At 43.7% G+C, this 13,726-nt stretch carries 12 protein-coding genes; 4 read left to right on the top strand and 8 right to left on the bottom strand.

What is annotated here, in order from left to right; genetic code table 11:
- Window positions 1–110 precede the first annotated feature (110 nt).
- Window positions 111–914 carry a hypothetical protein gene (locus tag L0P89_RS11900; protein ID WP_235265318.1) on the bottom strand — a complete coding sequence of 268 codons (804 nt, stop codon included), beginning with the start codon at window positions 912–914 and terminating at the stop codon, window positions 111–113.
- Window positions 915–1,253: 339 nt separating this feature from the next.
- Here L0P89_RS11900 and L0P89_RS11895 point away from each other — a divergent pair, with 339 nt between their 5' ends.
- Both L0P89_RS11895 and L0P89_RS11890 read left to right on the top strand, forming a co-directional pair.
- On the top strand, window positions 1,254–1,433 hold the full coding sequence (locus tag L0P89_RS11895; RefSeq protein ID WP_235265317.1) for a hypothetical protein: 180 nt from the start codon (window positions 1,254–1,256) through the stop codon (window positions 1,431–1,433).
- Window positions 1,434–1,537: 104 nt separating this feature from the next.
- The gene (locus tag L0P89_RS11890; RefSeq protein ID WP_235265316.1) at window positions 1,538–2,920 is read left to right on the top strand and encodes an exonuclease domain-containing protein; all 1,383 of its coding nucleotides are present in this window, start codon (window positions 1,538–1,540) and stop codon (window positions 2,918–2,920) included.
- Between the two features lie 133 nt (window positions 2,921–3,053).
- Here the strand turns inward: L0P89_RS11890 and L0P89_RS11885 are convergent, their stop codons facing one another.
- The 3 genes from L0P89_RS11885 to aceB form a co-directional block, all read right to left on the bottom strand.
- Window positions 3,054–3,233 carry a hypothetical protein gene (locus L0P89_RS11885; protein WP_235265315.1) on the bottom strand — a complete coding sequence of 60 codons (180 nt, stop codon included), beginning with the start codon at window positions 3,231–3,233 and terminating at the stop codon, window positions 3,054–3,056.
- 152 nt (window positions 3,234–3,385) lie between these two features.
- On the bottom strand, window positions 3,386–4,663 hold the full coding sequence (gene aceA, locus L0P89_RS11880; protein WP_409557549.1) for an isocitrate lyase: 1,278 nt from the start codon (window positions 4,661–4,663) through the stop codon (window positions 3,386–3,388).
- 81 nt (window positions 4,664–4,744) lie between these two features.
- Entirely contained in the window at window positions 4,745–6,349 is a 1,605-nt protein-coding gene (aceB, locus tag L0P89_RS11875; RefSeq protein WP_235265314.1) for a malate synthase A, read from the bottom strand.
- Between the two features lie 127 nt (window positions 6,350–6,476).
- Here aceB and L0P89_RS11870 point away from each other — a divergent pair, with 127 nt between their 5' ends.
- The gene (locus L0P89_RS11870) at window positions 6,477–7,952 is read left to right on the top strand and encodes a helix-turn-helix domain-containing protein (protein WP_235265313.1); all 1,476 of its coding nucleotides are present in this window, start codon (window positions 6,477–6,479) and stop codon (window positions 7,950–7,952) included.
- Here the strand turns inward: L0P89_RS11870 and L0P89_RS11865 are convergent.
- The 4 genes from L0P89_RS11865 to L0P89_RS11850 form a co-directional block, all read right to left on the bottom strand.
- Window positions 7,949–8,725: an aldose 1-epimerase gene (locus L0P89_RS11865; protein ID WP_235265312.1), complete on the bottom strand. Its 777-nt coding sequence runs from the start codon at window positions 8,723–8,725 to the stop codon at window positions 7,949–7,951. The genes L0P89_RS11870 and L0P89_RS11865 overlap by 4 nt on opposite strands.
- Window position 8,726: 1 nt before the next feature.
- Entirely contained in the window at window positions 8,727–10,025 is a 1,299-nt protein-coding gene (locus tag L0P89_RS11860; protein ID WP_235265311.1) for a M20/M25/M40 family metallo-hydrolase, read from the bottom strand.
- A 38-nt stretch (window positions 10,026–10,063) separates the two neighbouring features.
- Window positions 10,064–11,044 (bottom strand): PLP-dependent cysteine synthase family protein, encoded by a 981-nt coding sequence (locus tag L0P89_RS11855; RefSeq protein WP_235265310.1) that lies wholly within the window; start codon window positions 11,042–11,044, stop codon window positions 10,064–10,066.
- Window positions 11,045–11,170: 126 nt separating this feature from the next.
- Entirely contained in the window at window positions 11,171–12,412 is a 1,242-nt protein-coding gene (locus tag L0P89_RS11850) for an ABC transporter permease (protein WP_235265309.1), read from the bottom strand.
- A 3-nt stretch (window positions 12,413–12,415) separates the two neighbouring features.
- Here L0P89_RS11850 and L0P89_RS11845 point away from each other — a divergent pair, with 3 nt between their 5' ends.
- Window positions 12,416–13,642, top strand: a complete 1,227-nt coding sequence (locus tag L0P89_RS11845) for an exo-beta-N-acetylmuramidase NamZ domain-containing protein (protein ID WP_235265308.1) — start codon at window positions 12,416–12,418, stop codon at window positions 13,640–13,642.
- Window positions 13,643–13,726: the final 84 nt, after the last annotated feature.

The following is a 13,726-nucleotide window of genomic DNA, read 5'->3' as shown; positions in this document are numbered from 1 at the left end:
CTCCAACAACTTAATTTCGTCAAAGTATTCTCGAAGAACTCTTTCGTCTGAGAAAAAAGAAGTTCCTAAAAAAAAATAGAGAAAGAGAAGAATTAGAGGCCTCAACGTCATTAGTTTCTAACTACTATTTCAAAAAGTGCATCCCTACACCGGGTATCTGGTGACATCATTTGTATTTTTCTATCTTCAAGGGCATCATAGTCTTGCTTGACTTGCACATATACCCCATCTTTATAGAAAAATTCACTGTCAAAAACCTTTCTGTCATTGCTTTTGGCATAAATCACTTTAAGCCCACTCGGGTCTTTTGAATCTAGATACTCACCTTCATATCTATGATCTTCGGGTAGCTTGTCGTACTCTTTCTTCGAGATGTGGTGCATGGGCAATAATATTCTCCTTGCTCTTAATGATTCCTCATCGTTCACTGTATAGCTCAAACCTCTTTTTTTCATTATATATGAATCAGGGTCATTGGCTGCCACACCAAACTCATCATTGGGGTAGCCATGATACTTGCCAAAAGCTTTCACATGCAACGTAACGAACAATCCATCATCTTTCTCTTCAAAGAATGCATCATCCAAGCCAAGATAAATGATGTTTTTATAGTTCAAGAGCATAAAATCTGCTCCCGTAACGGTCACTTCTCCTTCTGTCTGACTCTCCTCGACATAGAATTTCGCATAGATCGCATAGTTACAAGAATAATTCTGTGAAGAAGAAATTAATTGCCATCTCTTTTTTTCGTTGATAACAAAACTTGAGGACAGAATTTCTTTGTCAATATTTGAGTTTTTCGAAACGACCGATGCTTCAGATGTTGATTGGTTCTTGGCATCGTCTGACTGAGAAAATTGACAACTAGAAAAAATCAACATCATACATGCCGCTAATGGGTAAATTGATTTCATGATTACTATTTTTTTGGTTACTGGTGCAAGTTAAGTTTCGAATATAGTTTTTGTAATCCCCATTCGTAGGGATTTTTACCAAAACATAAGGAAGAAGTACTCGAAGTATAAAAATGAGGCCCTGAAATTTAAATAATTTACCTCAAAGAACATTATGCGCAAACCTTAAAAAAACTAAGGTTTTCATACAACAAAATACCCATTGATGGGTATTGCCCCCTATCTAGATCGTAACCTAAATTCGACCATGATCTTTTGGTCAGCACCCCACTTCATCATTTGAGTTAGTTAGTAGGTCAAACCCGATACAGCGTATGGTATCGGGTTTTCAAAAACGATATGAAAACAAAAGAGTTTCAAACACTGAACGAATTGGCCACTCTTGGGGAGAGGAGGATACAACACATCAAAAAACAATTTGAACTGACCGAGTCAGAGCTCTCTTTTCTTTTAAAAATGAACCAACGATACCGAAAAAAACTGCCCCTATCAATTATGGATATTCTAAACACGCCATGAATCTATTTAAAATTCCCCGCCCTCCGTGGAGCGTTGGCCCGAGTCTTGGGGGAGACAACGGTCGCGCAGAAGCGGGGGGCTTGGTTTTTTGAGTAACTTGCATCGTGCTTTACACCATCATCGACATAGAGACCACCGGCAATGGTATCAAGGGCAACAAAATCACCGAAATCGCCATTTTTAAATTCGACGGTACAAGAGTGGTCGGTGAATTTACCTCTCTTGTGAACCCTGAGTGTGAAATACCCTATTTCATTACCGGTTTGACAGGTATTGACGACGATATGGTACGCAATGCGCCCCTTTTCAAGGATATTGCCGATAAAATCCTCGAAATGACCAAAGACTGTATTTTTGTGGCCCATGCGGTCAACTTTGACTATGGGGTCATCAAAGAAGAGTTTCGACAGATCGGTGTTGATTTTACACGAAAAAAACTGTGCACCGTTCGCCTTTCAAGAAAATTGGTGCCAGGGCTCCATTCGTACAGCTTGGGCAAGATCTGCTCTTCCATGAACATCCCTATTGTGGATAGGCATAGGGCCCATGGTGATGCCAAGGCCACTGTGACCCTGTTCAAGTTGCTTTTGCAAAGACCGTCTGCCGACCAACATATCATAGCTTTTTTGAATGCCAGAAGTCAAGAAGCCACGCTTCCTCCCTTGCTATCAAAAGAAATGGTCAACGACCTGCCCCAACTACCGGGCGTCTACTATTTCAAGAACAAGTCGGGAACCATTATCTATGTGGGCAAGGCCATCAATATTAAAAAAAGGGTATTGGGCCATTTTTACGATAAAAGCACCAAAGAGATACGCATGTGCCGAGAGATTGCCTCAATAGACCATGAGCTTTCGGGCAATGAACTGTTGGCCTTGCTAATGGAATCTGCAGCCATAAAAAAACATTTTCCTCTGTACAATAGCGCACAAAAGCGGTTCGCAAAATCGTACGCCATCTTCAGCTATGAAGATAGAAATGGCCTGCTTCACCTCGCCTATAATACCCTTAAAAATGTTCATGACCCCATTCAGGTATACTACAACCAAACCGATTGTCGCACCTTTCTAAAACAATTGTGCGAGGCATTCTCACTCTGCCCCAAGTACTGTCATTTACAAACCGGCAATGGTCTTTGTACAGATTGCAGTGATTCTTGTACTAAAGCGGAAACCATTGAAACCTATAACCAAAAAGTGAACCGGGCCATAGAAACCGCCCTTCAAAACAAGGCTTCGTATTTTATCAAGGAAAAGGGGCGCACATCACAAGAAGACGTGCTCATTGCCGTAAAAGAGGGCATCTACCTAGGCTATGCCTTCATCGAAAAAGAAGCGGCCATCAATTCTATCGAAGACCTCGAGGCCCATATCGTCAAACAAAAAAATACCTTGGAAACCGAGAGTATCATTTCTGGATATTTGATTCGGAAAGGACTTTCAAACGTGCAAGTACTGCCCAACAGCCCCATGCCCATTCAATGCTAATCAAAATGTACGGAAGCTAATTGAAAAATAGCGTTCTATTAGTCTTTCATCTTTCGGTACATTCTAATTACAAAGAACAGCCAGACCATAAAAATTACGGTCACCACAATGGAGTATAACAAAATAAAATCCATCACTTACGGTACTTGAGGTAATTCATAAAACCCAATATGGTCGGTGCCCAGAACGCCACAAATAGTGCATCCATCTTTTTCCCTGTCAGGAAAAGTACTTCAGCGGTGATAATAATCGACACCACCACCAAGAGCATGAGACAGTTCATGGCCCCTATCCGCTTAACAAACTCTTTCAATACGCAGTGTAATTTGTGATATTATCCCTACTAATTTAACAATAATAACGATAGGATTTAAGAAAATATTGTGATTTCATTAACATTTTTATCCACCTAAAAAAATGTCCCTGAAATCAGGGACATTTTCAACCAACTAAAATCAAGATGCATCAGAATTGGGCAGTCTCTGTACTTCCTTTCATAGCCACGGTACTCGCGGTACCAGAGGTAACAATGTTCTGCACCGTATCAAAATATCCTGTTCCGACGAAACCTTGGTGCTTTACCGCCCTAAAGCCATGCTTCTGCAGTGCAAATTCCCTTTCCTGTAGTTCTGAATATCCGGCCATGCCCCGTTCTTTGTAGGCCTTGCTCAATTCAAACATGCTGGTATTGAGCGCATGAAATCCGGCAAGGGTAATGAACTGGAATTTGTAGCCCATGGCCGCCAATTCTTCCCTAAAGGTCTCCATTTGCTTTTTGCTAAGTTTGGCCGCCCAGTTAAAAGAAGGCGAACAGTTGTATGCCAACATTTTGTCAGGATATTGGGCATGGATTCCGTCAGCGAACTTTCGGGCCTGTTCCAAATCGGGAGTAGAGGTTTCCAACCATATCAAGTCAGCAAAAGGTGCATAGCTCAAACCCCGGTCAATACCCTGCTCCAATCCATTTTTCACATAGAAGAATCCTTCTGGGGAACGTTCACCTGTTATAAACTTATGGTCTCTTTCGTCGATATCGCTGGTCAAAAGATTGGCTGCATCGGCATCGGTACGGGCAATGATCAGCGTTGGCACGCCCATGACATCTGCCGCTAGTCGGGCTGCTATCAATTTATTGACCGCTTCTTGGGTAGGAACCAATACCTTGCCGCCCAAATGTCCGCATTTCTTTGCAGAACTGAGCTGGTCTTCAAAGTGGACCCCGGCTGCGCCACTTTCGATCATGGACTTCATCAATTCAAAGGCATTAAGATTACCGCCAAAACCGGCCTCTGCATCGGCCACAATGGGCGCCAAATAATCTTTTTTGCGTTCGACGCCGTTCACGACCTGAATTTGATCGGCACGTAAGAGCGCATTGTTTATGCGTTTCACTACCATCGGAACACTGTTGGCCGGGTACAGCGATTGGTCAGGATACATCTCGCCCGCCAAATTGGCATCGGCGGCCACTTGCCATCCACTGAGGTAGATCGCCTCTAGACCGGCCTCGACTTCTTGAATGGCCTGATTGCCCGTCAAAGCTCCTAAACCGGCCACAAAATCTTGGGAGTTGAGTTTTCCCCAAAGTTTTTCAGCTCCTATCTTGGCGATTGAATAGTCTATCTCATACGAGCCCCGAAGTTTGATCACTTCCTCAGCAGTATAGGGCCTTTCAACACCTTTCCATCTGGGGTTTACCATCCAATCGGTAAGCAATGCTTGAATCTTTTCCTTTTTTTCCATAATTTTAAATTTCGAATTTGATATGAATCCCATGTAATGTTCGCGCATTCTTGGGATTTTTTTAGTTGTTGATGATACTGTTCAATCGATTTCGCGATAGGCTTTAAGGGTAAGAAACTCTTCGAACTCCCGGGTCTTGACAAGCCTGTCAAAAAGCCCAAAGGCTTTTTTGAACTGGGTATTGCCCATGTTGGCCTCGCCTACCAAATGTGTGATTTTCTCCATTTCTTCCTCAAAGATTCGGGTATAGAGCTCATCGGTAAATTTTCGGCCATCCTCCAATTGGGCATTGAATTTTCTCCATTGCCACAGTTGGGTTCTGGAAATCTCTGCGGTTGCCGCATCTTCCATCAAATTGTAGAGCGCTACACAACCATTGCCCCGTAACCAGGCCTCTAGATAAAGAATGCCAACGTTGATGTTTTTTCGAATGCCGGTTTCTGTAATCGTTCCCTCTGGGATAGCGATCAAATCCGATTCGGAAATATGGTCGTCATCACGCAACACGGTATCGATTTGGTTGGCCTTGGGCATATATTTATCAAACTCTTCCCTAGCGATCGAAACCAATCCCGGGTGGGCCACCCAGGTACCGTCATGACCGTTTTTGACCTCCCTTTCTTTATCTAAACGCACTTTCTCGAGGGCAACCTTGTTGGCAACCGGATTGTTTTTAATCGGAATCTGGGCCGCCATGCCCCCCATGGCATGAATGCCCCGTTTATGACATCGCTGAATCACCAATCGGGAGTAGGCATCCATAAACGGTACGGTCATAGTGACCTGATCGCGATCGGGCAAAATGAATTCGGGATGGTTCCTGAATTTTTTGATATAAGAAAAGATATAATCCCATCGACCACAGTTCAGCCCTACAATGTGGTTCTTCAATTCGTAAATGATTTCATCCAATTGAAAACTTGCCGTAATGGTCTCGATCAAAACCGTTGCCTTAAAAGTGCCTATGGGAACACTCAAGTATTCTTCTGCAAAAGTGAAGACCTCATCCCACCATCTGGCCTCGAGATAATGCTCCAATTTGGGTAAATAGAAATAGGGTGCCGAACCACGGCTCATCAATGTTCTGGTGTTATGAAATACATAGAGTGCAAAATCAAAAAGGCTCCCTGAGATTTCCTCCCCATTGATCAAAACATGGCGCTCGTTCAAATGAAGTCCACGAGGCCTTACCAAAAGAACGGCCACTTCATCATTGAGTTGATATGATTTATCTTTTTTGGCATCATAGTGTGAAATGGTACGCCTATTCGCATCGATAAGATTTTGCTGTCCCTGAAGACAATTATGCCAAGTCGGGGCATTGCTGTCCTCAAAATCGGCCATGAACGTCTTGGCACCCGAGTTCAGCGCATTGATTACCATTTTACGTTCGACGGGACCCGTAATCTCGACCCTGCGGTCAAGAAGATCTTCAGGAATATATCTTATGCGCCATTCAGCCTTTCGGGTCTCTTCGGTCTCAATAGGGAATTTGGGCATAATGCCCCTATCGAACTGGACCTGTTGCCTCAGGCGCCTTTCCAACAATAGTAGGCGTTCCCTATTGAATTTCCGGTGCAGTTCTATAACAAACTCAAGTGCCCCCTCAATGAGCAATTCTGGATAGTAATCGGTCACTTCTTTTGAAAACTGAAGATTGGTGGGTGTGAGCAACGTATTTTCCATGACATATTGATTTTATGGGTACAAGGATAAATTAAACTTTTCAAAAAAACAAGCGAACGTTCGCTAAAAATGTAAAATACGCTATTTTTATGCTATTCGCAAAATATGCTATCTTTGATTGCGAAAAATGGAAGAAGAATACATCAAGCTTATATTTGGACTGAAACTCAAGCAGGTTCGCGGCAAGAAGAACCTTTCGCTTTTTGGGCTTTCGAAGCTTACCGGACTTTCAAAGTCGTATCTGAACGAGATCGAGAAAGGCAAAAAATATCCGAAAACAGACAAAATCGCCCTTCTTGCCGAAAAACTGGAAGTGCCCTACGACAATCTGGTTTCATTGAAGTTGGATAAAAATCTGGCACCCGTCGGGGAATTGTTGCGGTCCAAAATCTTAAAGGAACTGCCCCTTCACCTTTTCGGCATCAAGGAAAGCGACCTTATTGACATTGTGGCCAATGCCCCCACCAAAGTAAATGCCTTCATCAGCACGATCATAGAGATCGCCAAGCATTATGATTTCGGAAAAGAGAGTTTTTACTTGGCGGCCCTGAGGTCATACCAAGAGGCGAACCAGAATTTTTTTCCAGAATGGGAAGCCGAGGTACTGAAGTTTGCCGAAGCCTATCAAATCAACTTAGAGAAATCGGTCTCCTCGCAAGAATTGGAGGAAATACTGATCGAAGAGTACGGTTACACCATTAACAACGAAGATCTTATCAAGCATAATGAACTTGACAATCTACGTTCCATCTTTGTACCAAAAACGAAGACGCTACTTATTGCCGATTATGTTGATGAGGCGCAGCGGGCCTTTATCTATGCCAAAGAGATCGCATATAACTATCTAAACATCACCGAACGCCTATATACGTTTACTTGGATCAAATTCGAAAACTTCGACCAAGTGTTCAACAACCTTTCCGCATCTTATTTTGCCGGGGCACTTATCATTCCAAGAAAGCTTTTGGGGCAATACCTTGACCGTTTTTTAGAGAAACCAAAATTCGATAAGACCTTTTTGGCAAAAATGACGAAACGGTTCAATGCCTCTCCTGAATCGCTCTATCAGCGATTGACAAACATTCTGCCTACCGACTATCAGATGGAAAATCTGTTTTTTCTCCGTTTTTCGCATAAAAAAGGAACCCAACGTTTCGATATCACCAAAGAATTGCACCTTACCCACCAACATTCACCGCACGGAAACGAGACCGATGAAAAATATTGTCGCCGCTGGGCCTCTATACGAGTCTTGCAGGAAATTGAAAAAACAGGGGCCGAGCATCATATGGAAGTGCAGATTTCACACTACCCCAATGATCAACTTTCGTATTTGATCTTTGCTTCGGCCACCAAAGACCCCTTTAAAAAGAATAGGTACCGAAGTGTTGGGATCGGTTTGCTCATCAACGAACAATTACGAAGAAAGGTCCGTTTTTTAAACGACCCCTCCATCGTTACCTATAATGTCGGGGTAACCTGTGAACGTTGCCCTATTTTAGACTGTACCGAACGTATGGCCCCGCCTTTGATATTGGAACAAAAACAAAAAGATGCAAAAACTGAGGCCGTTGTGAAAGAATTGCAGCAAAAATTCAGTTAAGGCCGAACAGACAAAACAACCTTAAATTGTGTGGGTTCCATCAAATGTTCAAAGCCTTCGTGCAGTTTTCGTTGCTCGACCGCATAGGGGTAGAAGGTAATGGGTTCGATGCAGACCATGTTTTTCACCTCTGTCCAACACATGAAATGCCCAAAGCCTTCCGTGGTGATGAAAAGTTCTTTTTCATCTTTTAGTACCACCGACTCGCAATCGACCACTTGAAGTGCCCTACTTCCAACGGCCAATACCTCATTCAACGTGATTTCTCTGTCATCGGCCATAATAATTGGATTCTGTGCGTGTATCTTAAAAGCAGGATGGTAGCCCAACATAAAGGGCATATCCCTTTCACCTTCAACAGTAAAAACGATCTCAAGTCCATTTTCGTTGATCGAAAAGGTCTTCTCAAACACAAAGCTGTACGGCCACATCAGCCATTGCCGGTTTGATTTCTCAGGATATTTGGAATTTTTCACGGGCGTACCCGCTTCATATTCCTTTCTATACGATGCGATTGTTTCAGATTGTGAAACCAGTTCATAGTCCATCTCCCGCAAATGGCCGTGTTGGTCCAATATGGAGTTGCCACGCGGTACTTGCACCACAAAACCTGCTTCGTTCGTCGGGCCAATGATCGGAAACATTTCGGTGTCGGCGTTTCGCCAACCGGGACTCCCCTTTTGGTGGATGAATTCATGGCCATCGACTTGGTAACTTACCAATTCACCGGCATCAATACCGGCTGTTTGCTTACCCAATTTTAACTCTACCATCTTACTGATCGATCAATCTGTAAATCAAAATAGCGATTCTCTTTGTCAAATCTTCAATAGTACTGAGATTGACCGTTTCTTCTGGGGTGTGTGCCCCGGTACCCATAGTGCCCAATCCATCTAGACAATCGACATATTCAGCTACGAACGAAACATCGGCGGCACCTCTTTTACCGGGGTCATAGGGCAAAACTTCTCCTTGCCCCAAATCGAGACTGACCTCGTTCAATTGTGCCATCAACCTTTTATTGCCTTCGGTAGGCTCCATAGCGGGATAACTGTCTGTAAAAGATATAACGGCCGAGGTATTGGGTAGGCTTTCAGCCACAATCTCACGCATTTTATTTCGAGCCCTCTCTTTTTGTTCCTCGGAAATAAAGCGTAGTCCGCCCCTTGCAATCGCTTTTTGTGCGACCACGTTTCCTTTACCAAAGACATCTCCCTTGCTGGTTTTTGTGTCGAAATCTATAAAAGTTCCTCCCATCAAAATTCCGGGATTGAAAGTAAGCAACTCTTCGCCCTTCACTTCGGTGTAGAATCGATGCAAAATTCTCGACATTTCAAAAATAGCACCTGCACCAACCCGTTCACTGAAAACCCCAGAAGAATGGGCACGCTTGCCCTCAACTTCCAACGACCAGCCTGAAGCACCCCGTCTCGCCACCGTGGCATAGTTGAAACCCGTAGAAGTCTCAAAGCCCAAGGCAATATCACTCTGCTTGGCCGCCTCAATCAAATCTTTACGGCTGATTTTCAGTGGTTTTCCCGTGCTCTCCTCATCTCCGGTAAAGGCAACTATGATTTGGGCATTCTTTAAGAGGCCATTTTCATGAAGGGCTTTCAATGCATAGAGAACGATGACATTGCCACCTTTCATATCATTGCCGCCAGGAGCTTTGGCTATACTGTCATTGACGCGCTCAAATTTTTGAAACGGACTATCTTCTTCAAATACCGTATCAAGATGGCCAATGAGCAATAGTCTTTTTCCTTTGCTTCCCCTGGTCTCGGCAAACAGATGGCCTGCCCTGTTCATTTCAGCGGGCATATCTATCCATCGTGTTTCAAAACCTATATTCTCGAAAGCTTCTCCGAAAACCGCACCCACTTCTTTGACACCCGCAGCATTTAAAGTACCGCTATTGATATTCACCACCTTTTCTAAAAAAGAAATGGCCCCGGCATTGTTTTTTTCGACAGAAGCGATGATCCTTTTTTCTGCCCTCGAGAGTTTTTGGGCAGAGAGAGATGGTAATCCCAATATAAAAACCATAAGCATGGTGAAATAGCTACGTCTCATATTCGGTGGTTTAAGATTGCCCATGAAGATACCGAAAACTATTCGATGTATCCTTTCTCCCGCATCCAGTCATCATTGAAGACCTTGGCCACATAACGGCTGCCATGATCGTGAAAAAGTACAACGACAACATCGTCTTTGGTGAAATGTTCTTTTAGTTGTAACACCCCCTTAATGGCAGCCCCTGCAGAATTGCCCAAGAACATGCCTTCTTCTTTGGCCAGACGTTGTGTATAGATCGCGGCATCTTTATCGGTCACCTTGGTGAAACCGTCTATAAGGTCAAAATTGACATTTTCAGGAAGGATGTCCTCACCAATTCCTTCGGTAACATATGGATAGATTTCATTCTCGTCAAAAATGCCCGTCTCATGGTATTTCTTAAAAACCGATCCATAGGTGTCCACTCCCCATATCTTGATATTGGGGTTTTGCTCTTTCAAATATTTTCCAACACCTGAAATAGTGCCACCAGTACCTACCCCAACTACAAAATGGGTGACCTTGCCATCGGTTTGTCGCCAAATTTCGGGGCCTGTGGTCAAATAATGGGCCTTGGTATTGCTGGGGTTATCATATTGGTTCACATACCATGAATTCGGAATTTCTTCTGACAATCGTTTTGCTGTAGAATAATAGCTGCGCGGGTCATCGGGGGCCACATCGGCGGGGCACACATGCACTTCACTGCCGACCGCCCTGAGCACATCCATTTTTTCTTTTGATTGCTTGTCGTTGATGACGCAGATAAGGCGGTACCCTTTCACTATGGCCGCCAAAGCCAGCCCCATGCCTGTATTGCCCGAAGTGCCCTCAATGATGGTACCACCGGGTTTCAGCCTACCATCGGCTTCCGCATCCTCAATCATCTGTAGGGCCATGCGGTCTTTGACCGAATTGCCTGGGTTAAAGGTTTCATATTTCGCGAGTACCAAACAAGGTAATTCTTCCGTCAACGTATTGAGTTTGACCAACGGCGTGTTACCTATGGTCTCAAGAATGTTTTCTGCATATTCCATAATCGCTGCAAAGGTAGGATTTTGGATGGTTGAATTCTTGAATTTTTTGATGGAAAAGGTTTACCGTTCAGTGCCCGATATTCAAAAAACCAATATCGAAATACCTCTGGCCAAGCATCAAAAAGATCACTCAAATTTAATGGCCCTTACAGGAGTGATCTTGGTGATGGCATATGAAGGCAACAACAACATCAACAAACATAAGAGCATGACACCCAAGTTGAGCAACAAAACGGTCGTGACGCTGATATGTACGGGAATGTAATCAATATAATATTCCTCCGGATTCGGAAACTTAAGAAAACGGAATTTCTGTTGCAGCAGAATAATGCCCAAGCCGATAAGATTTCCCCAAAAAAGTCCGATGCCGATCAGATAGGCCGCATTGTATAGAAAAATTTTACGGATGCTCCAGTTTTGTGAGCCGATTGCCTTTAAAATGCCTATCATCTGGGTACGTTCTAAGATCAACACCAGTAAAGCCGTGACCATATTGATGCCTCCCACAACAATCATGATGCCGATAATAAGGGCAACATTGAAGTCAAAAAGGCCTATCCATTCAAAAATCTTATAGTATTTGCTCTTGATATTCTGGGTGTCAAGATTGGAAAGTGTCTTCCCATATATTTCAGCACTTTTTTGGTCGATGTCATCAAAATCATCTAAAAAAACCTCAAAATTGCCCACTTCGCTGGCCTCCCACTTGTTCATACGTTGAATATGGCGGATATCTACAAAGACATACTGCCCGTCAAACTCCTCAAATCCACTGTCATAAATACCTACCACTTCGAACCGTCGATTATTGGGCATTTTAGAAGGGTCGCCATCCCTTAAAAAAATGGCTGGAAAAGAATCTCCGACCTTGAGCCGCAAACGGTTGGTCATCAACCTCGACATGAATACCTCATCATTAAGGTCTCCCGCATAATTTGGCAGTCGCCCATCGATGAGATACTCTTCAAAATACGACCAATCATAATCATTGCCAACGCCTTTAGCGATCATACCTTCAAACGTATCTTCCATTCGAATAATGCCTGGTTTGGTGGCCACGGCCTGTACATGGGCGACACCTTCAACATCCCTGAATTCTGGATAGAAATCTTGTTCAATCGAAACGGGCACCGTAGATACCTCAGAATTGTTGTTATCATAGTTCGAAATCTGGATATGCCCATTGAAAGCGGCCACCTTTTCCCGAATCTTTCGCTGTAGGCCCGAACTTGTAACAATGGCGATCAGCATCATCACGATACCTATGGCAATGGCGGCAATGGCGATTTTAATTATCGGCGCCGAAATGCTAATTTTATGCGATGCCCCTTTGATGAGGCGCTTCGTAATAAAAAGTTCTAAATTCAACTAATGACCAGTTTGTCCATTTTCAAAAGTACAGTTTTCTTGTTGGTTTTCATGTTTGCCGCATGCGGCCAAAGCAAAAGTAAAACCAGTACCCAAAACCAAGCCACTGCCAACGATATCACTCAAGAAGTTATGGTGGCCGCCAACAGAACGGCGGTTTATCTGTCTATTCTCAAAGACAAAAATATCGGTGTGGTTGCCAACCAGACAAGTGTTGTTTTTAGGGAAGACGGGCATACACATTTGGTAGATTCATTGCTTTCTTTGAATGTTACCATTAAAAAAGTATTCGCTCCTGAACATGGTTTTCGTGGGCGGGCCGATGCGGGCGAAGCGGTCAAAGATGGTATCGACACCCAGACAGGACTGCCCATTACGTCACTGTACGGAAAAAACCGAAAACCCTCGCAAGAACAGTTGGATGGTTTAGATATCGTACTTTTCGACATTCAAGATGTGGGCGTACGTTTCTACACCTATATTGCCACATTGCAACTGGCGATGGAGGCCTGCGCCGAAAAAGACATTCCAATTGTCGTTCTAGACAGGCCAAACCCAAATGGCCACTATGTCGATGGGCCGACCATGGAGGCTGAATATACCGGCTTCTTGGGCATGAACGAAATTCCTTTGGTCTATGGCATGACCATTGGCGAATATGCCCAAATGGTCAATGGTGAAGGGTGGTTGGCAAATGGTTTAAAAGCAGATTTGACCGTGATCCCACTTGAAAACTGGACCCATGAAACAGAATATAGCCTACCCATCAGACCCTCCCCCAACCTGCCCAATGATGTAGCTATCAACCTATACCCTAGCCTTGGCCTTTTCGAAGGCACCAATATCAATGCGGGCCGTGGCACCGAGTTTCAGTTTCAACGGTATGGGGCTTCCTTTTTAGATAGTACGGCATATGGTTTCAGTTATGTACCAAAACCCAATTTTGGATCGAAACACCCCAAAGAGGAAGGTAAAACCTGTTATGGAAGGGATTTATCGCAATACCCTAAGATGAACGAAGTGTCGATAAGGTGGATCATCGATGCTTATCAAAACGCTTTGGATGAGTCGAACGTATTCAACACCAATGGTTTCTCTAAACATGCAGGCACTTCAGCCCTACAGCAACAAATCGAGGCTAGACTTTCGGAACAGGAAATCAAAGCGACCTGGCAAACGGATTTGAATCGTTTTAAGAGGACTAGGGATAAGTATCTCATCTATCCCTAAGACATTCATTAAAACCGCAAGATAGCATGGTTGGCTTTGAAAAAGGTTCATTTTTGCCACCTTTGGAGTGTTAGACATTTTTTA

The organism is Muricauda sp. SCSIO 65647 (assembly GCF_021534965.1).
Lineage (GTDB): Bacteria > Bacteroidota > Bacteroidia > Flavobacteriales > Flavobacteriaceae > Flagellimonas_A.
The sequence above is the reverse complement of the archived record's forward strand: the minus strand, read 5'-3'. Positions and strand labels throughout refer to the sequence as shown.

What these genes read in the sequence shown, in the direction of transcription:
- L0P89_RS11900 (WP_235265318.1), bottom strand. Translation starts at nt 914, where the DNA reads ATGAAATCAATTTACCCATTAGCGGCATGTATGATGTTGATTTTTTCT.
- L0P89_RS11895 (WP_235265317.1), top strand. Translation starts at nt 1,254, where the DNA reads ATGAAAACAAAAGAGTTTCAAACACTGAACGAATTGGCCACTCTTGGG.
- aceA (WP_409557549.1), bottom strand. Translation starts at nt 4,663, where the DNA reads ATGGAAAAAAAGGAAAAGATTCAAGCATTGCTTACCGATTGGATGGTA.
- aceB (WP_235265314.1), bottom strand. Translation starts at nt 6,349, where the DNA reads ATGGAAAATACGTTGCTCACACCCACCAATCTTCAGTTTTCAAAAGAA.
- L0P89_RS11870 (WP_235265313.1), top strand. Translation starts at nt 6,477, where the DNA reads ATGGAAGAAGAATACATCAAGCTTATATTTGGACTGAAACTCAAGCAG.
- L0P89_RS11865 (WP_235265312.1), bottom strand. Translation starts at nt 8,725, where the DNA reads ATGGTAGAGTTAAAATTGGGTAAGCAAACAGCCGGTATTGATGCCGGT.
- L0P89_RS11860 (WP_235265311.1), bottom strand. Translation starts at nt 10,025, where the DNA reads ATGAGACGTAGCTATTTCACCATGCTTATGGTTTTTATATTGGGATTA.
- L0P89_RS11855 (WP_235265310.1), bottom strand. Translation starts at nt 11,044, where the DNA reads ATGGAATATGCAGAAAACATTCTTGAGACCATAGGTAACACGCCGTTG.
- L0P89_RS11845 (WP_235265308.1), top strand. Translation starts at nt 12,416, where the DNA reads ATGACCAGTTTGTCCATTTTCAAAAGTACAGTTTTCTTGTTGGTTTTC.